This window comes from Streptomyces albidus (ex Kaewkla and Franco 2022) (assembly GCF_013870515.1).
Taxonomy (GTDB): Bacteria; Actinomycetota; Actinomycetes; order Streptomycetales; family Streptomycetaceae; genus Streptomyces; species Streptomyces albidus.
Map to the genome: position 1 here is coordinate 1 of NZ_JACBXA010000117.1, position 17710 is coordinate 17710.

Here is a 17710-nt window from a genome sequence, read left to right on the forward strand (position 1 = left end):
GCTGCGGACGGCGCACTGGACGCCGTCGGGCTCACGGGACAGCGCGATGTGATGGTGGAGACCTTCGGGGAAGTACGCGCCGCCCGCGCCGGGACCCGCCTGGTGCGGGATGCGCGGCGGCCCCACTGCCGGGTCGCCGTAGGCTTCCGCTTCGGCTTCCGCTTCTTCCCGGGCGGCCAGTTCGGCGCGCTCGTTCACGACCGTACGGACGGCGTCGAGCACACCCCGGTAGCCGGAGCAGCGGCACAGATTGCCGCAGATCGCCTTGCGGGTCTCCAACTCGCTGGGCGCGTGGTTGCCCTCGAGCAAGTCGTGCACGGTCATGGCCAGTCCGGGAACGCAGAAGCCGCACTGCACGGCGCTCGATCCGGTCAGCGCGCGCTGCACGTCCGAGGGTTCGCCGTCGGTCGCGAGTCCCTCGACCGTACGGATCTCGCTGCCCGCCGAGGTGGCCGCGGGGACGAGGCAGGAGGCGACGAGCCGTCCGTCGACCTGGACGGAGCACGCGCCGCACTCGCCTTGCGAGCAGCCGTCCTTGGCGCCGGCCAGGCCGAGCCGCTCGCGGAGCACGTAGAGGAGGGACTCGCCGATCCAGGCGTCGGTGACGGGGCGGTCGACGCCGTTGACGTGCAGGACGTAGGAGACGTGCGGGTGTTCACCGCCGAGCTCGGGGGCGAGCTCCACGGGACGCTCTTCCAGGACCGCCTCGTCGGTGGCGGTGCCGGGCTCCAGCTCGCCGTCGGCGCTGTCCTCGGGGGACGTTCCGCCGAGGGCGGCTCCGCGACGGGGTGCTCCGCCCCGGGATGGGAGCCCCGCATCGGCGGCCGCTTCCGCAGGAGGTTCCGGTGAGGGTTCCGCTACGGGAGCCTCGGGTGCCGCCGCCGAAGCCTGCGGTGCCTCGCTCCAGCCGTTGCCGGTGGCGGGTGCTCCCTGGTCGGTCTGGCCGACCGTCCATTGCCCCGAGGGGTGTTCGGACGCCGTGGATGGCGTCCAGGGAAGCCCGGAACGCACCGTGCCGAGCCTCTCGTGGCCGCCGTCGTCGTTGCCGTCGGTCCGCTGCTCGGCACCGGAGCCCCGGGTGCTCCCGGAGCCGTCGATGTCGTCGTTGTCGTCGCTCTCGTGAGGAAGCGCGTAGGCACGCGCTCCGCTCTCCCGGGCGGCCGGGGCCGCCTGGCCGGAACCGTCCCCGTTCCCGTCGAAGTGCACCTGCCGACGGGCGTGCGCATCTGCGAGCTGCGCCTCCGCCATCGGGTCGTGCCGCTGCTCGGCCCGCCCCGCGCCGAAGGGTGTGCCAGGGCCTATCGGTTCGGCTTCGTCCGGGTCGCCGGGGTAGGAAGCACCGCCCGCGCCGAGCGGACGCCGCTGCGTGCGTGCCTCATGCGAACCGGCGAGCGCCGCAGCCGCGCCCTGCCCCGTGGCCGACGAGCCGGGCTCGCCGGACGGCGCCGAGGGGAAGTCGTACTGATGGGACTGCTGGTGTCCCTGTTGCGTGGGGCGCTGCGCTCCGCGGCCGGGCTGCTGCCCGTACCGGTCCGCGTACTGGTCGGCGTGCTGCTGTGCGTACTGATCCGCGTACTGGTCCGCGTACTGCTGTCCGTACGAAGGGCCGTCCTGCTGCGCCTGACCGCCGCCTGCCGGCCCCTGCCCGGGGTATCCCTGTCCGAACGGCGTCCCCCACTGCCCCGTGGCGGCCGGATCGGTGGTCGGGGCGGGTGTCGCGGGGCCGGATGAAGGCTGCCTCGAGACGTCGGCGGGGTTCAGCGACGGCGGCGTGTAGCCGCCCTGCCCGGTGCCCGGTGCGGCGAGCGGCCCCCAGGCCTCGACGCCGGCTCCCGGAGGGGGCAGCGGACCTGTCGGCAGCTGCACGAACGCGGTGGCGTCCGCGTCGTATTCGCCGCCCCAGCCCTCTTGCGGGTACGACTGCTGCGCCTCGTCGCCGTAGCCGTACCCGTCGCCTTGGGCGTTCGGGTCGCCGTGCGGGTGGTTGCCGTTGCTCATGCGAGCGCCCTCCCGAGTCCTCGGCGGGCCAGTGTGGCCACCGTACGCCGCAAGTGGAACGCCGCGGGCGGAAGTACGGGAGCCTCACCGCCGTCCTCGGAAGGTGGCGGATCGGGAATGCACGCCATCGCGACATAGTCGCCGAAAGCCGACAGGGCCTCGGGGGCCAGGCCGCGCTCCCCGTCCCAGTCGATGAGTGAGGCGATCCAGCGCTCCGCCTCCAGCGGGCGCAGCGGCATGGGCGCCACCGCCCCGACCGCGCAGCGCACTCCGCGCCGCACCGGGTCGAGCACGACGGCGACCGAGGCCAGCGCGCGCCCCGGACCGGTGCGCCCGGTGGCTTTGAGGAAGGTCTGCGGCGCATGCAGCAGAGGCACGCGCACATGTCCTACGACTTCGCTGGGGCGCAGCATCTCCACGTTCGCGAGCAGGTGGCTCACCGGGATCTCCCGCCGTGAACCCTCGGGACCTGCCACGACGAGGGCGGCCTCCAGCGCGGCGAGCACCGGCAGTGTGTCACCGGTCGGTGCGGCGCTGACGACGTTGCCGCCGAGGGTGCCGGCGTTACGGATCTGGGGTGGCCCGGCGGCCCGTGCGCTCGCCGCCAGGGCCGGGATGAGCGCGGCGAAGTCGGGGCGGCCCATCCGCGCGTGTGTGAGACCCGCGCCGAGCAGAGCGTGCCCGTCCAGGTACTGCCAGCCGCGGATCTCGCTGATGCGGCCGAGGCCGACGAGAGCGGCGGGGCGGAGCTGGCCCGAGTTCACGCCTGCCATCAGGTCCGTACCGCCTGCGACGGGCACTGCTGCGGGCACTGCGGAGAGTGCCGACACGGCCTCATCGAGCGTGGTCGGCAGCATGACTGACTGCACAGCCTCTGGCGCATGTTGTTCATGCTGTGCGTGCGTGCTCAATCCAGCCGCCCCTTCCCCGGTCAGTCCCGGCCGCCGTGCCCGTACGGTACGTGCTCACAGCCCGGACGAGGCAACTCTGGCACATCTCGGCGGACAGTCGGACCGGGGGCCCGGTACGGGCTGATCCGTCAACTGCCATCACACTCGTCCCATGTCCGCGGGGATGGTCCGTAATCCCCTGCTCACACGGTCAAGCGGATGTTTGCCACTCTTGGGGAATCATGCTCCGATCACGTCTTCTGTACGGACTTTCGTGCTACGGACCATCTGTCCGTCCCATCCGTCATGACGTCGTCACGCTCCGCACACGCACGTGCCGTCACACCCGTGGAGGGGCTCCTCCGGCGGGTCTCCCGCGGACTCCGGGGCGCCGCTGCCAGGGGTGCGGGCCGTGCGGCGGACGGTAGTCGACGCCCATGGCGTCCAGACGCGCGTAGTGCGCGCGCGTCATCCGCTGCTCGAAATCGCCGAAGTCCCGCCTGTGCGGGGCCGGTAGAGCCGACCAGACGACCTCGGCGAAGGCCACGAGCCGCGGGAAGGTCTGGTAGTCGACCCGTTGCTGGTTCTCGGTGCACTCGGTCCACATGTTGGCCTGGGCGCCCAGCACGTGCCGTTCCCGGTCGGTGCCGGCCAACTCCTGCGGCACCGGCTCGAATCGGTACACGTCGCGCAGCGTGCGCACATACCCGACGGGGACCGGCTCTTCCGGGCCCGCGTCCTGCCTGTGGTCCAGATACACCTGCTGTTCGGGGCACATGACCACGTCGTGCCCGGCGCGTGCTGCGGCGATGCCGCCTGCGTAGCCGCGCCACGAGGAGACGGCCGCACCTTCCGCCAGCCCGCCCTCCAGGATCTCGTCCCAGCCGATGAGGCGGCGTCCGCGGGCGGCGAGCCACCTGTCGAAGTGCCCGATGAACCACGACTGCAGGGCGTCCTCACCGGTCAGGCCCAGCTCCCGGATGCGGGCCTGCGCGGCGGCCGACGCACGCCACTGGTCCTTGGGGCACTCGTCCCCTCCGAGGTGCACGAAGCGGGAGGGGAAGATCTCCAACACCTCCTCCAGAACGGCTTCGTAGAAGCGGAGAACGGTCTCGGAGGGCGCGAGGACGTCCCGGCTGACGCCCCATTCCGTCCACACCTCCATTGACGCGGTGTCCACCACGTCGGTGTTGCCCAGTTCGGGGTGCGCGGCGATGGCGGCCCGCGAGTGGCCGGGAACGTCGATCTCGGGGACGACGGTGACGTGACGTGCGGCGGCGTAGGCGACGATCTCCCGCAGGTCGTCCTGTGTGTACCGGCCGCCGTGCGCGCGCTCGTCCCACAGCGGCGGGGCGCCCTGCCTGCCCCGGTGCCCGATCAGGCTGCGGGCGCGGGTGCCGCCGGTCTCCGTCAGGCGGGGCCGGTGGCGGATCTCGATGCGCCAGCCCTGGTCGTCGGTGAGGTGCAGGTGCAGCACGTTGAGCTTGTGCGCGGCGAGGAGGTCGACGGTGCGCAGCACGCCGTCCTTGGGCGTGAAGTGCCGGGCGACGTCGAGCATGTAGCCGCGCCATGAGAAGCGGGGCGCGTCCTCGATGCGCGCTGCCGGTACGCGCCAACCGGCGCTGCCCGCTGCCGAGTTCGCCCGGCGGTACGCGGCGGGGCCCAGCAGCTGCCGCAGAGTCTGTGCGCCCCAGAAGACGCCTGCGGGGCCGCCGCCGGTGATCCGCACGCCGTCATCGGTCACGTCGAGGACGTAGCCTTCCGGGCCGAGCCGGGCGCCTGTGGTCTCGCAGATGCGCAGACGTACGGTGCCGGCTTCGCCGCTCTGCTCCGCGCCCGGCGGCAGCAGCGGCAAGCCCGTCGCGGGGCTCAGCGTGCTGCGCAGCCAGCACGCGGTGTCCTCGGTTCCGGGGCCGGCGTCGAGGCGTGACTCCGGTCCGAGGACGAAGTCCGGGCCCCGGCCTGGAGCCACGGAGCGGGGTGCGGGGATGAGGTCCGTGAGCGGCATGCCGTACACCTCTCGTCAGTACGCCGGTACGTCTGCAGGACGGGCGGATCGCCGCGCCCGGTGAACCCCGCCGGGGGATCAGTCCTTGACGGCGCCCCCGAGCCCGGAGACCAGGCGGCGGTGCACGAGGACGAAGAAGACCAGTACGGGGACCGTCATCACGGTGGAGGCGGCCATCACCCCGCCCCAGTCCGGGGTTTCGGTGTCGAAGAAGACCAACAGGGCCATGGGCAGGGTGGAGTTCTCGGTGGCGGAGATGATGAAGGACTTCGCGAAGAGGAAGTCGTTCCAGGCCGAGATGAAGGAGAAGACGCTCGTCGCCACCAGGCCCGGGAAGACCAGCGGGAAGAGGATCTGCCACAGGAATCGGGCCCGGCTCGCCCCGTCTATCCGGGCCTGCTCCTCCAGCGCTTCCGGCACCGCCTTCACGAATCCGCGCAGCATCCAGATCGCGAAAGGAAGGGAGAAGGCGAGATGCGGAAGTATCAGTGAGAGCAGCGAGTTGAGCGCGCCGAAGTCCCGCATCAGGAAGAACATCGGAATGGTCAGCGCTTCGACAGGCACCATCTGCGCCACCAGGAGGAGGATCAACAGCGTGGTGCGCAACCGGAATCGGAAGCGCGCCACCGCCGTCGCCGCCAGAAAGGCGATCAGGGCGGAGGCCGTCACCACGGTCCCTGCCACGAGAACGCTGTTGAGGAAGTACCGCCCGAAGTCCTGCTGTTCGAAGACGCGGCGAAATGCGTCCCAGGAAGGGTCGAGCGTCCAGGGCACCGGGTTCGCGGAACGGACCTCGCCCGCCGGTTTGAAGGCCGACAGCACCATCCAGTAGAGGGGAAAGGCCACGACGAGGGCGACGACCACCGCCGACGCCTCCGCGGCGAGCCGCCACGGTCTGCGCACCCGCTTCGCGAACCGCACCCTTCCGGCCGTCTCCGGCCGCAACGCCGTCACAGCACCTCGCCTTTCCGCCGCAGCAGTCGCAGATATACGAGCGTCACGCCGAGAAGGACGATCAGCATGACGACGCCGATCGCCGATCCGAGGCTGTACTGCGAGGAGGCGAACGCCTTCTGGTAGGCGTACACGTTGAGCACGAGATTCTGTCCGGCGATGCCGCCGCCGTCCGTCATCACGTAGATCTGGGTGAAGACCTTGAAGTCCCAGATGACCGACTGGACGGTGACGACCAGAAGTACGGGTCTGAGCATCGGCGCCGTGACGCTGCGCCAGGTACGCCAGTTGGAGGCGCCGTCCAGCGCGGCGGCCTCCAGCACCTCGACGGGAACGGCCCTGATGCCGGCGTAGACGGTGACCATGACCAGCGGGAACGAGCACCAGACGACCTCGAGGAACACCAGCGCGAAGGCACTCGTGCGCCCGTACGTCCAGGAGAAGTCCCCCAGCCCCAGCACCCTGTTGACGGGCCCGAAGTCGGCGTCGAAAAGGAACACCCAGACCGTGGAACCGGTGATGGCGGGCGTCGCCCACGCGCCCAGGGCCGCCAGCATCAACAGCAGTCGCGGGAGGGCGCGTACGCGCGTGAGCAGGACCGCCAGCGTGCAGCCGACGGCGAGCGTCCCCGTGACGCAGGCGGCGGCGAAGACCACCGTCGTCAGCAGTACGTATCGGAACTGGCTGTCGGCGAAGAGTTCGGTGTAATTCCCCAGCCCCTGGAACGACGTCGGTTCGCCTCCGCTGACCTGTGCCTGGGTGTATTCCAGGAACGAGATCAGCCCCAACTGGTAGACGGGGTAGACCAGTAGCGCGGCCAGCACGGTCAGAGCGGGAGCCAGATAGATCCAAGGCGTCCAACGTCCGTCGTGCACAGGCGAATTGGCCGCCGCCTTCCGGGGGCCGTTCATCGGCGTACGAGCACGTGCGGGCGCCGTGGCGCTCACTCGGCGAACGCCTTGTCCATCTTCTCCGCTGCCTCGCCCGCCGCCTCGTCGACTCCGCGCTTTCCGCCGGCGATCTGCTGGAACATCGTCGGCAGCACGAGTCCTGCGTCGATCTCGGCCCAGGCAGGCGTCACGGGCACGGATTTCGCACCCGCGTCGAGCGTCTTGACGAACGGTTCGACGAAAGGCTCCTTCTTCGCCACCTGTGCGCGGGTGTCGGTGAAGGTCGGCAGGAATCCCATGGCGTCGAAGAGCTTCCGCTGGGTGGCCTTGCCGGCCAGTTCGCGCATGAGGCCGACGGCGAGTGTGCGGTGCGAAGTGCTTTTCAGCACACCGATGTTGTTGCCACCGGCGAAGGCGGGCGCGACGGTGCCGCGACGGGTCCCGGGAAGGGGCAGCACGGCGTAGTCGTCCTTGACCTTTCCGTCCTCCATCGCCTGCCGGTTGAAGTCGCCCGCGACGGCCATTCCGGCCTTGCCTGCGGCGAAGGCTTCGACGTTGTCGTTGCCGCCCATGCCGGCGCACTTCGCGGCAGGGCAGTTGTCCTCCCCGAACAGGTCCGTGTACGCGGCGATCCCCTTCTTCGCACGCGCGCCGTCGATCGTCGCGGTGTACTTTCCGGCACCGGACTTCTTCGCCAGCTCGCCGCCGTGCGCCCAGATGAAGGGCATCGCACCGTAGGTGTAGGCACCGCCGACGACCAGTCCGTACAGCTCGGGCCGCTCGGCCCGTATCTTCCTTGCCGCGGAGGCGACTTCGGCCAGGGTGCCGGGAGGTTCGATGCCGAGGTCGTCGAAGATGTCGGTCCGGTAGTAGAGCGCCCGGACGCCGACGAAGAACGGTGCGCCGTAGACCTTGCCGTCCACCGTGACGGATTCCTTGGCGGCGCGGTCCGTGTCGCTTGCCTGCGACCGGTCACCGAACTCGGCGCTCACATCGGCGAGTCCGCCGTTCCTCACGTATCCCGCAGTGTCGGTGTTGCCGTACTCGATCAGATCCGGCGCGGACGACGGGTCGTTGAAAGCGCCCTTGATCTTCTCGGCCCGGCTGTCGACGGGGATGTACTGCACATCCACCCGTACACCGTCGTGCTGCTTCTCGAACCTGCGCACGACGCCGTCGACGACGCGCTCCTTGGGCTTGTTGCCGACCTCACGGAAGAGCCACACCCGCAGCGTGCCGCTTTTCGCGTCCTCCCCCGCCCCGCCCTGGGACGTGGAGGGCGCGCATCCCGCCAGGAGCGTTCCGGCCATGGCGAGCGCCGCCACCGCGGCGCCTGTCCGTACGGCTAACTTCACGGCGAAGTCCCCCAACCCTCTTCAGGCGTTGCAGAATTCGCAACGCGAGTTTCGCGTCGCACAACTTCGCAGGAGGTTACGAGCAGCCACCCGTGCCGGGCAATAGGTCTCGACCAATCCGTGACGAGCGCTTCAACTCTCCATGCACGCCCCCGCACGATGCAGCGCGCCCCGCCCGATCCCCGCAAGGGGTCGAACGAGGCGCGCTGTGAGCCTCACGCGGTGGCCGGGCCGTACGAACACGGACCGGCCGGGCCGACCGGGAACAGGGGTCGGCCGGAGAACCGGAAGAACCAGAAAAAGTGCAGAGAGGGAGCTCGCTCAGGCGCTACTTGCCGTCGCCCTTGCCGTCCTTGCCCTTGTCTCCGCCGGAGCTCATCGTCTCGAAGATCTCCTTGCACATGGGGCAGACCGGGTACTTCTTGGGGTCACGCCCCGGCACCCAGACCTTGCCGCACAGCGCGACGACGGGCGTGCCGTCCATCGCGCTCGCCATGATCTTGTCCTTCTGGACGTAATGGGCGAACCGTTCGTGATCACCGTCTCCGTGCGACGTCTGCGGGGTCGGCTCGACGAGGGTGCCGGTTCCCGTGCCGCGCTCAGGCTCAAGAGTGCTCATGCGGACCAAGCCTAATTCAGTGAGGCGTCGTCCGGGTATGTGGCCACCATCGCCAGTTCGCTGCGCTGTCTTCGCAGCACGGACCGCCACAGCCCCTCCGGCGAGGGCGAAGAGACGTCGCCCGGCTCGGACTCGACGACATACCACGCGCCGTCCGACAGCTCCTTCTCCAGCTGCCCCGGACCCCAGCCTGCGTACCCGGCGAAGATCCGCAACGAGCCCAGCTCCGCGGCCAGGAGCTCCGGCGGCGCCTCGAGGTCGACCAGGCCGATGGCTCCGTGCACGCGCCGCCAGCCCAGCGGGCCGTCGCGTTCGGCGCTGCCCGGGCCGTTGCCGTGCGAGCCGCTCTCGCGCCCGTCCACACCCCCGTCGCCGCCCGGCGACGAGGGGACGACGGCCACTCCCAGCGCCGCGTCCAGCGAGACCGGGCCGCCCTGGAAGACGACGCCGGGCTCTCCCGCGAGCGCGGCCCACGGCTCGAGGATGTCTACGACGTCTACGGGCGTCGGGCGGTTCAGCACCACACCGAGCGACCCCTCCTCGTCGTGGTCGAGCAGCAGCACCACGGCGCGGTCGAAGTTCGGGTCAGCCAGCACCGGTGTGGCGACCAGCAGCCGCCCGGTGAGCGAGGACACCTCGGTCATGCGGCAATGATCCCCCACCCGCGCCGTTCGTGTGCGTCAACAGCCGGATCAGCACCCTCACATCGGGCTTACGCCCTGCTCACAGGGGGTGCCTGGGATCTCTGCACCTTCCTCGCCGCTGCCGCAACTCCGGTCACAACTCGGCACAATCCGCTCACTGAACGTGATATTGCCCATCTGCCGCGATCCGCCTGCCTCGCCGCCCTTGGGCGCCACAGCGCCACGCCCACTACGATTGTCTCTTCCGCTCAGGTTCCCCGAGGGCTCGTTACGCGGGGACCCGAGCAACAAGCCCCAGCCCCAACCGTCTTCAGGAACGCGGAGATCCATGACCGACGACGTCCTGCTTGTCCACGGCGGCACCCCGCTCGAAGGCGAGATCCGTGTCCGCGGCGCGAAGAACCTCGTTCCGAAGGCGATGGTCGCCGCGCTGCTCGGCAGCGAGCCGAGCCGGCTCCGCAACGTGCCCGACATCCGCGATGTGCGGGTCGTACGCGGCCTTCTTCAGCTGCACGGCACGACCGTGACCTCCGGTGAGGAGTCCGGCGAGCTCGTGCTCGACCCCTCGCACGTCGAGAGCGCCAACGTGGCGGACATCGACGCACACGCGGGCTCGTCCCGCATCCCGATCCTCTTCTGCGGCCCGCTGCTGCACCGCCTCGGGCACGCCTTCATCCCGGGCCTCGGAGGCTGCGACATCGGCGGCCGTCCCGTCGACTTCCACTTCGACGTCCTGCGGCAGTTCGGCGCGACGATCGAGAAGCGCGCCGACGGCCAGTACCTGGAGGCGCCGCAGCGCCTCCGCGGCACCAAGATCCGGCTTCCCTACCCGTCGGTCGGCTCCACGGAGCAGGTGCTGCTCACCGCGGTGCTCGCCGAAGGTTCAACCGAATTGAGCAACGCCGCCGTCGAGCCCGAGATCGAGGACCTCATCTGCGTGCTGCAGAAGATGGGCGCGATCATCTCGATGGACACGGATCGCACGATCCGCATCACGGGTGTCGACAAGCTCGGCGGCTACACCCACAGCGCCCTCCCCGACCGCCTCGAGGCGGCCTCCTGGGCGAGCGCGGCCCTGGCGACGGAAGGCAGCGTCTTCGTCCGCGGCGCCAGCCAGCGGGAGATGATGACCTTCCTCAACACCTTCCGCAAGGTGGGCGGCGCGTTCGAGGTGCTCGACGAGGGCATCCGCTTCTGGCACCCGGGCGGCCCGCTGAAATCCATCGCCCTGGAGACGGACGTCCACCCCGGATTCCAGACCGACTGGCAGCAGCCGCTGGTGGTCGCCCTCACCCAGGCGACGGGCCTGTCGATCGTCCACGAGACGGTCTACGAGTCCCGGCTGGGCTTCACCTCCGCCCTGAACCAGATGGGCGCCCACATCCAGCTCTACCGCGAGTGCCTGGGCGGTTCCGCCTGCCGCTTCGGGCAGCGCAACTTCCTGCACTCGGCTGTCGTGTCGGGCCCGACGAAGCTCCAGGGCGCCGACCTGGTCATCCCCGACCTCCGCGGCGGCTTCTCGTACCTGATCGCGGCTCTGGCCGCCCAGGGCACCTCTCGCGTCCACGGCATCGACCTGATCAACCGCGGCTACGAGAACTTCATGAAGAAGCTGGCGGAGCTCGGCGCGAAGGTGGAGCGCCCGTAGGGCTGCCTCTCCCGGCCCGGCGGACAACATCACACGAAAGGGCGGTCACCCGGTTCTCGGGTGACCGCCCTCTCCTGTGCCTGGCGTGGAGCGGCCGACAGCCGCTCCGGGCCGTTACTTGCCCTTGGCGGCTTCCTTGAGCTTGGAGCCGGCCGACACCTTCACGCTGTACCCGGCCGGAATCTCGATCGGGTCGCCGGTCTGCGGGTTCCGCGCGGTGCGCGCCGCACGGTGCGTGCGCTCGAAGGTGAGGAAACCGGGGATGGTGACCTTCTCGTCGCCCTTGGAGACGACCTCGCCGACGGTCTCGGCGAGGGCGGCCAGAACGGCGTCGGCGTCCTTACGGGTCACCTCGGCGCGCTCGGACAGAGCGGCCACCAGCTCACTGCGGTTCATAACTCGTTACTCCCGTGTTCTTCTTGCCGATGAGGCGTGAGATCGAAGCCGATGCTGCCAGGGCCATCTGACACTCCCCAGACCAGGGTCTGTTTAGAGACCCTCCCGCCCCGTGGGGCATCCCGGGACGTGGTCCCAGTGGATGCATCCTGCCTCCACGTGCGGGGGGAAAGCCAATCCGGCACATTCTGACAGCTGCGGAGTCACACGAGCGGCGGCGATGCCCTCGCTGTGCTGACGCCCCACAGGCTTGTGTCTGGCGCAACCCTAGAGGGGCCGTCGTGACCCTGCACCTCGCGACGCGCCGTGCCGCCACGCGGGCGGACGGGCCCCGCGAGGTCACCGGGCCACTTCGGACACGAACTCACCGGGCAGCGGTTACCCGGCATCGCTCACACAAACCGCCCCGCCGGGTCGCGATCCATGCGACGGGCGGGGCGGTCGGGAGCGTCGGGGCGCCCTGAGGGGCGCGCGGCGGCGCCGTCAGTCCGAGGCTGTGGCGGCGGCCGCCGTGGTCGTCGCCGGGACGGTGGCGGCCTCTCCCGCAGCGCGTGCGGCGTCCCGTACGGCGCCCGCGACGGCGCCGGAGACCTTCTCGTTGAAGACGCTGGGAATGATGTAGTTCGCGTTCAGCTCGTCCTCGAGGACCACGTCCGCGAGCGCCCGCGCCGCGGCCAGCATCATCTCGTCGTTGACGGACCGCGACTGCGCGTCCAGCAGGCCGCGGAAGACTCCCGGGAAGACGAGGACGTTGTTGATCTGGTTGGGGAAGTCGGAGCGGCCGGTGGCGACCACCGAGGCGGTCTCCCGGGCCACGGCCGGGTCGATCTCCGGGTCGGGATTGGCAAGAGCGAACACGACTGCGCCCTTCGCCATCCGCGCCACGTCGGCGCCGTCGAGCACGTTCGGCGCGGAGACGCCGATGAAGACGTCGGCCCCGACGACGGCTTCCTTCAACGTCCCGCTCACACCTTCGGGGTTGGTGTTGTCGGCGATCCAGCGCAGAGGCGAGCCCTCCGGCTCCCCGACCAGGTCCGCGCGGCCCTCGTGCACCACACCGTGGATGTCGGCGACGACCGCGTGCTTGAGCCCGGCCTCCAGCAGCAGCTTCAGGATCGCGGTGCCGGCCGCGCCCGCGCCGGACATGACGACGCGGATGTCCTCGATGCGCTTGTCCACCACGCGCAGCGCGTTGTAGAGCGAGGCGAGCACCACGATCGCCGTACCGTGCTGGTCGTCGTGGAAGACGGGGATGTCGACGAGCTCGCGGAGGCGTGCCTCGATCTCGAAGCAGCGCGGCGCGGAGATGTCCTCCAGGTTGATCCCGGCGAAGCCGGGTGCCAGCGCCCGGACGATCTCCACGATCAGGTCCGTGTCCTGCGTGTCCAGGCAGATCGGCCACGCATCGATCCCCGCGAAGCGCTTGAAGAGGGCCGCCTTGCCCTCCATCACGGGCAGCGCGGCCTGCGGGCCGATGTTGCCCAGGCCGAGCACCGCCGAGCCGTCGGTGACGACGGCGACGCTGTTGCGCTTGATCGTCAACCGCCGCGCGTCCTCGGGGTGTTCGGCGATCTGGGTGCAGACGCGGGCCACGCCGGGCGTGTAGACCATGGAGAGATCGTCGCGATTGCGAATGGGGTGTTTCGACGACATCTCGATCTTGCCGCCGAGGTGCATGAGGAACGTACGGTCCGAGACCTTGCCCAGCGCCACACCCTCGATGTCGCGCAGCTGCGCGACGATCTCGTCGGCGTGCGCGGTCGAGGAAGCCGCGATCGTGACGTCTATGCGGAGCCGCTCGTGACCCGAGGCGGTGACATCGAGGCCGGTGACCGAACCGCCCGACGACTCCACGACTGTGGTGATCTGACTGACCGCTGAACCCCCTGCGGGGACCTCCAGACGGACGGTCATCGAGTAGGAGACGCTTGGCGCGCTCATTGGCCGACTTCCCTCTGCTTTCTCGTGATGTTGTGCCGCACTGACCCGCGGCGCCGAAGTATCGACGGCTACGGGTGGGGCACGTCAACAGATCGTCCCACCTACCACCCGGTACGCGGTAACGCGTCTCCGGATTCGGAAAGAGCCTTCCACGGTACGAGATGCGTGCGATCGGGTCGCCTCCGGCCCCTTCTTCTACCCCCGGCGCGAAAATCTGTGTCTACGCCCCAAATCACTTCAAAGCGCCCCATCTCGGCCTAGGATCGCCCCGCAAACGCCATATGCATACAGGGAGACCAGGAATGGCTCAGGGCACCGTCAAGTGGTTCAACGCCGAGAAGGGCTACGGCTTCATCGCCCAGGAGGACGGCGGACCGGACGTCTTCGTCCACTACAGCTCGATCAACGGAGAGGGCTACCGCAGCCTTCAGGACACCCAGCGCGTCGAGTTCGAGATCGCCGAGGGCCGGAAGGGCCCGCAAGCGGAAGGGGTCCGCATCATCGGCTGAAGCGCCGCTGACGCGAACCCCGCGAAAGAGCTTCGAAGAAGCTCGGAGAAGTATTTGGTGACACCGACCCGCCAGCTCGCCTCGCGGCAAGTGGTCGCTCGAAGCGACAATGGTTGGGCCCGGGGGCATGGATCGGGCCGGTGCCACATCCAGGCTAACAAACAGCCTCAGGAAGCGATTCCCTTACCCGGCCGCGACTTTCGTCAGTCTCTGAGCAGCTCCGGGACTCCGCCCGCGTCCGGCCGATCCCGCTCTCCGGACAGCACGGTCAGCAGCTGTGTCGCCCGTGTCAGAGCCACGTACAACACCCTCAGTCCGGCGGGTGATCCTCCCCCGTGGACTTCGTCACGGGCGGTACCCCCACCCCGGGCTTCGTCACGGGCGGTACCCCCACCCCGGGCTTCGTCACGGGCGGTGCCGCCACCCCAGGTTTCGTCACGGGCGGTACCCCCACCCCAGACCTCGTCACGGGTGGAGGGCCTCCCGGCGAAGCCGGTCTCCCCCGCGATCTCCCCCGGGGACACGACGACCGTCGCGTCGTACTCAAGTCCCTTTGCCTCAAGGCTGCCCAGGGGTACGACGCGGTCGCCCAGGCCGGCCAGCCATCCGCGTGCCTCCTCCCGCCATCGCATGGGGACCACGACACCGACCGTGCCCTCGACCTGGTCCAGCGCCCGGTTCGCCTCCTCGCGCACCGCCGCCCCCATCTCGCCGTGCGCCACGGCGTATCGGGGCCGCAGGCCCGTCGAGCGCACCGCCTTCGGCGGCACCACTCCGGGCATCGCCAGCGCCAGCACCCGGTCCGCCAGTTCCGCGATCTCGGCGGGGTTGCGGTAGTTGACGGTCAGTTCGAAGCGGCGGCGTGGGCGGGTGCCCAGCGCCTCGGTGCGCGCTTCTGCCGCCTCCTGTGTGTCGGGCCACGAGCTCTGGGCCGGATCGCCGACGACCGTCCAGGTGGCGTGCCGGCCCCGGCGGCCGACCATGCGCCACTGCATCGGGGTCAGGTCCTGCGCCTCGTCGACGATGACGTGCGCGTAGTCCGTGCGCTCCTCCGCGAGGCGCTCCGCCCGGTCACGGCGCGCGGAGTCCCGGTCGGCCGCTGTGGTCAACTCCTCGAGGCCGGTGAGCTGTTCGAGCGGATCGAGCTCACGCTTGCGGGGCTTGGCCGGCGTGCCGAGCAGTACGCGCAGCTCGTCCAGGAGGGCCACGTCGTGCACGGACAGGGGGCCCTGGCCGTCGGCGTCGAGGCGCCGCAGGGACCGCGCCACCTCCCTCGCCTCCGCGGGACGCAGCAGCCTGCCGCGACCGGAGCGTCCCGACCTTCCCGACCGTCCGGACCTGCCCGTGCCGCCCCCGAAGCGGACGAGCCGGTCCTCGTCGGCGAGCCAGGCGAGGACCCGACGCGGTGTCAGTTCCGGCCACCACGCGTCGAGGAAGGCGATGAAGTCGTCCTCGGTGGCGATGTCCTCGTCGAAGCCCTCGCGTGCCTCGGCCGCCAGCTCCGGGTCCGTGTAGTGGCGTTGCGCACCGGACTTCTCCCAGAGCGCGTCCAGCACGAACTTGCGGGCGCGGGGGCGCATGAGGTTGACGGGGGCCGTGCCGCTGAGCACCTGCTGGCGGATACGGCGCAGCTCGTCCTCGTCCAGCTCCACTCGTTGGCGGAAGGCGACGACACGCAGCGTCCTGGGCGCCTGGTCCGTATCCAGTGCGCCTCGCGCCGCTCTGTGCAGCACCTTCACCATCCGCGCGGAACCCTTGATGCGGGCGACGGGCTGCTCGTCGTAGGTGGTCGCTTCCGCGCCGTCCACGAGCGAGCCGAGCGCACGGACGGCGACCTGGCCCTCCTCGCCGAGCGACGGCAGCACGCCTTCGGTGTAGGAGACCAGCAGCGGTGTGGGGCTGACGACGAGGATGCCGCCCGCGTACCTGCGCCTGTCCTGGTAGAGGAGGTACGCGGCGCGGTGCAGCGCGACCGCGGTCTTGCCCGTGCCCGGCCCGCCCTCCACCTCGGTGACCGACGCGGCGGGGGCACGGATGACGAGGTCCTGTTCGGCCTGGATGGAGGAGACGATGTCGCGCATCGCGTGGCCGCGCGCCTGGCCCAGCGCCGCCATCAGGGCGCCGTCGCCGATGACGGGGAGCTCGCCGCCGTCGATGCGGGCGGTGATCTGCGGGCGCAGCAGGTCGTCCTCGACTCCGAGCACCTGCCGGCCCTTGCTTCGGATGACGCGGCGCCTGACGACCCGGCCCGGCGCGACGGGCGTCGCGCGGTAGAAGGGTGCGGCGGCGGGGGCCCGCCAGTCGATGACAAGGGGCGTGTAGTCGGCGTCCAGCACGCCGATCCGTCCGATGTGCAGGGTCTCGGCGATGTCGGCGGTGCCGTCGCCGTGCACGGCGCCCTCGGCGGGTTCGACCGAGGTGTACGCGCCGTCCGGGCCCCTCACGCCGTCCTCACCGGGCAGCAGGTCGATGCGTCCGAAGAGGAAGTCCTCGAACTCGCTGTTCAGACGGTTCAGATGGACACCGGCGCGGAAGACCTGGGCGTCGCGCTCCGCCAGTGCGCCGGGGGTTCCCACCTGGGCCCGTTTCGAGGCGTCGTCCACCAGGAACTCGGCCTCGTGGATCTTCTCCTCGAGCCTGCGGTACACCCCGTCGAGGTGCTCCTGCTCCCCGCGGATCTCCCGCTCCCGGACACTGTCGTGCTGCGAAGCCAACGCCGCAGCCCCCTTCTGCTTGTTCCAGCCCCAACGGGTACAGGGCAGCCGTCAACCGTACGCGAACGGAGGTCCCCTGCGCACATGCCACGACAGGGGCCCCGGCCCGATCCGGGCGGAGGGCTGTGACAGGAGTAACCGCGCGGAAGTCGGGCAGGCACTGTCTCTCGACGAACTGAAGAGCCGAGTGCGGCGGAGGATTGAGTCATGACATCGCCTCAGAGCTGGGAGCAGGCGCATACGGGGCCGGGCGGTGCCGGCTGGAGCGGGCACGGAGGGGGAGCTCCCTCGGGACCTCCGCGCAACGGGTTCGGCGTGGCGGCGCTGACGCTCGGGCTGATAGGCGCGGTCCTGTTCTGGACGATCCTGGGCGGGCTGCTGCTCGGCCTGCTCGCGGTGATCTTCGGCATCCTCGGCTTCCGCCGCGGCAAGAGGGGCCAGGCGACGAACGGCACGCTCGCCGTGGTCGGCGCGGTCATCGGCGGCCTCGCCCTCGTCGCGTCCGGCGTCGTCCTCGCGATCGGGATCTCCGTGCTCAGCTCCGGCGACTACGAGCAGCTCAACGACTGCGTCCAGAGGGCGGGCACGCAAGCCGAGGAGCAGAAGTGCCAGGAGGACTTCGTGAAGAGCATCACGGGGTGACTGCCGGCCTTAGGCGGCGCCGGCGGTGATCCCTCACTCCGTGAGGGCACCGCTGCCGTCGCCGTCCTCACCGTGCGGGTCCTGATCGTGGGTGCCCTAGCCGTCCGTACCGTCGTACTTCCCGCTGTCCGACGCGGATTCGAGCGCGAGCCGGTAGCCGCGCTTGACGACTGTCTGGATCAGCTTCGGTGCGCCCAGCGCGACGCGCAGCCGGGCCATCGCCGTCTCCACCGCGTGCTCGTCGGTCCCCGATCCGGGCAGCGCGCGCAGCAGCTCCGCCCGGGAGACGACCCAGCCGGGGCGCCTGGCCAACGCGCGCAGCAGCGCCATCCCCGCAGGCTGCACCGTCCGGAGCGAGCCGTCGACGACGACGGCGCGCCCCCGGATCTCGACCCGGTGCCCCGCCAGTGGCAGCACCCGTACGCGGCCGGGCAGTTCGACGCACAGCCGCTGTACGAGCGGGCCCAGCCGGAACCGCTCCGGCTGCACCGTCGGCACGTCG

15 protein-coding genes are annotated in these 17710 nt (G+C 70.3%); 3 read left to right on the forward strand and 12 right to left on the reverse strand.

Going from position 1 to position 17710, the window contains the following annotated elements; all coding sequences use genetic code 11:
- From H5J26_RS17835 to H5J26_RS17870, 8 genes are all read right to left on the reverse strand, one after another.
- Nucleotides 1-1998, reverse strand: a 1998-nt coding sequence (locus H5J26_RS17835) for a 2Fe-2S iron-sulfur cluster-binding protein (protein WP_181766877.1), incomplete at its 3' end; no start/stop codon positions are given.
- Nucleotides 1995-2855 carry an FAD binding domain-containing protein gene (locus H5J26_RS17840; RefSeq protein ID WP_181766878.1) on the reverse strand — a complete coding sequence of 287 codons (861 nt, stop codon included), beginning with the start codon at nt 2853-2855 and terminating at the stop codon, nt 1995-1997. The genes H5J26_RS17835 and H5J26_RS17840, both read right to left, overlap by 4 nt.
- 373 nt (nt 2856-3228) lie before the next feature.
- The gene (locus tag H5J26_RS17845; RefSeq protein ID WP_181766879.1) at nt 3229-4896 is read right to left on the reverse strand and encodes a beta-N-acetylhexosaminidase; all 1668 of its coding nucleotides are present in this window, start codon (nt 4894-4896) and stop codon (nt 3229-3231) included.
- Nucleotides 4897-4974: 78 nt separating this feature from the next.
- Entirely contained in the window at nt 4975-5850 is an 876-nt protein-coding gene (locus H5J26_RS17850) for a carbohydrate ABC transporter permease (RefSeq protein WP_309237957.1), read from the reverse strand.
- Nucleotides 5847-6761 (reverse strand): carbohydrate ABC transporter permease, encoded by a 915-nt coding sequence (locus H5J26_RS17855; RefSeq protein WP_181766888.1) that lies wholly within the window; start codon nt 6759-6761, stop codon nt 5847-5849. The genes H5J26_RS17850 and H5J26_RS17855 overlap by 4 nt, the downstream gene beginning before the upstream one ends.
- Before the next feature lie 32 nt (nt 6762-6793).
- Complete coding sequence (locus H5J26_RS17860; RefSeq protein ID WP_309237958.1) at nt 6794-8095, reverse strand: extracellular solute-binding protein; 1302 nt, start codon at nt 8093-8095, stop codon at nt 6794-6796.
- A 328-nt stretch (nt 8096-8423) separates the two neighbouring features.
- Nucleotides 8424-8714 (reverse strand): DUF3039 domain-containing protein, encoded by a 291-nt coding sequence (locus H5J26_RS17865; RefSeq protein ID WP_181766880.1) that lies wholly within the window; start codon nt 8712-8714, stop codon nt 8424-8426.
- An 11-nt stretch (nt 8715-8725) separates the two neighbouring features.
- Nucleotides 8726-9358 (reverse strand): YqgE/AlgH family protein, encoded by a 633-nt coding sequence (locus H5J26_RS17870; protein WP_181766881.1) that lies wholly within the window; start codon nt 9356-9358, stop codon nt 8726-8728.
- A 328-nt stretch (nt 9359-9686) separates the two neighbouring features.
- Between H5J26_RS17870 and murA the strand changes: the two genes are divergently transcribed.
- Nucleotides 9687-11006, forward strand: coding sequence for a UDP-N-acetylglucosamine 1-carboxyvinyltransferase (gene murA, locus H5J26_RS17875; RefSeq protein WP_181766882.1), 1320 nt, complete (start codon nt 9687-9689; stop codon nt 11004-11006).
- Between the two features lie 114 nt (nt 11007-11120).
- Here the strand turns inward: murA and H5J26_RS17880 are convergent, their stop codons facing one another.
- Both H5J26_RS17880 and H5J26_RS17885 read right to left on the reverse strand, forming a co-directional pair.
- A complete protein-coding gene (locus H5J26_RS17880; protein ID WP_045866949.1) occupies nt 11121-11402 on the reverse strand; it encodes an HU family DNA-binding protein in 282 nt (93 codons plus the stop codon).
- A gap of 483 nt (nt 11403-11885) precedes the next feature.
- Nucleotides 11886-13343 carry an NAD-dependent malic enzyme gene (locus H5J26_RS17885; RefSeq protein ID WP_181766883.1) on the reverse strand — a complete coding sequence of 486 codons (1458 nt, stop codon included), beginning with the start codon at nt 13341-13343 and terminating at the stop codon, nt 11886-11888.
- Between the two features lie 302 nt (nt 13344-13645).
- On the opposite strand from H5J26_RS17885, the gene H5J26_RS17890 reads away from it, so the two are divergent.
- Nucleotides 13646-13852 (forward strand): cold-shock protein, encoded by a 207-nt coding sequence (locus tag H5J26_RS17890; protein WP_181766884.1) that lies wholly within the window; start codon nt 13646-13648, stop codon nt 13850-13852.
- 203 nt (nt 13853-14055) lie between these two features.
- Here the strand turns inward: H5J26_RS17890 and H5J26_RS17895 are convergent, their stop codons facing one another.
- A complete protein-coding gene (locus tag H5J26_RS17895) occupies nt 14056-16566 on the reverse strand; it encodes a HelD family protein (protein WP_235980793.1) in 2511 nt (836 codons plus the stop codon).
- Nucleotides 16567-16773: 207 nt separating this feature from the next.
- Between H5J26_RS17895 and H5J26_RS17900 the strand changes: the two genes are divergently transcribed.
- A complete protein-coding gene (locus H5J26_RS17900) occupies nt 16774-17208 on the forward strand; it encodes a DUF4190 domain-containing protein (protein ID WP_181766885.1) in 435 nt (144 codons plus the stop codon).
- A 96-nt stretch (nt 17209-17304) separates the two neighbouring features.
- On the opposite strand, the gene H5J26_RS17905 is transcribed toward H5J26_RS17900, so the two are convergent.
- Nucleotides 17305-17710 (reverse strand): winged helix-turn-helix domain-containing protein (locus H5J26_RS17905; protein WP_181766886.1); only part of this gene is annotated, 406 nt, incomplete at its 5' end.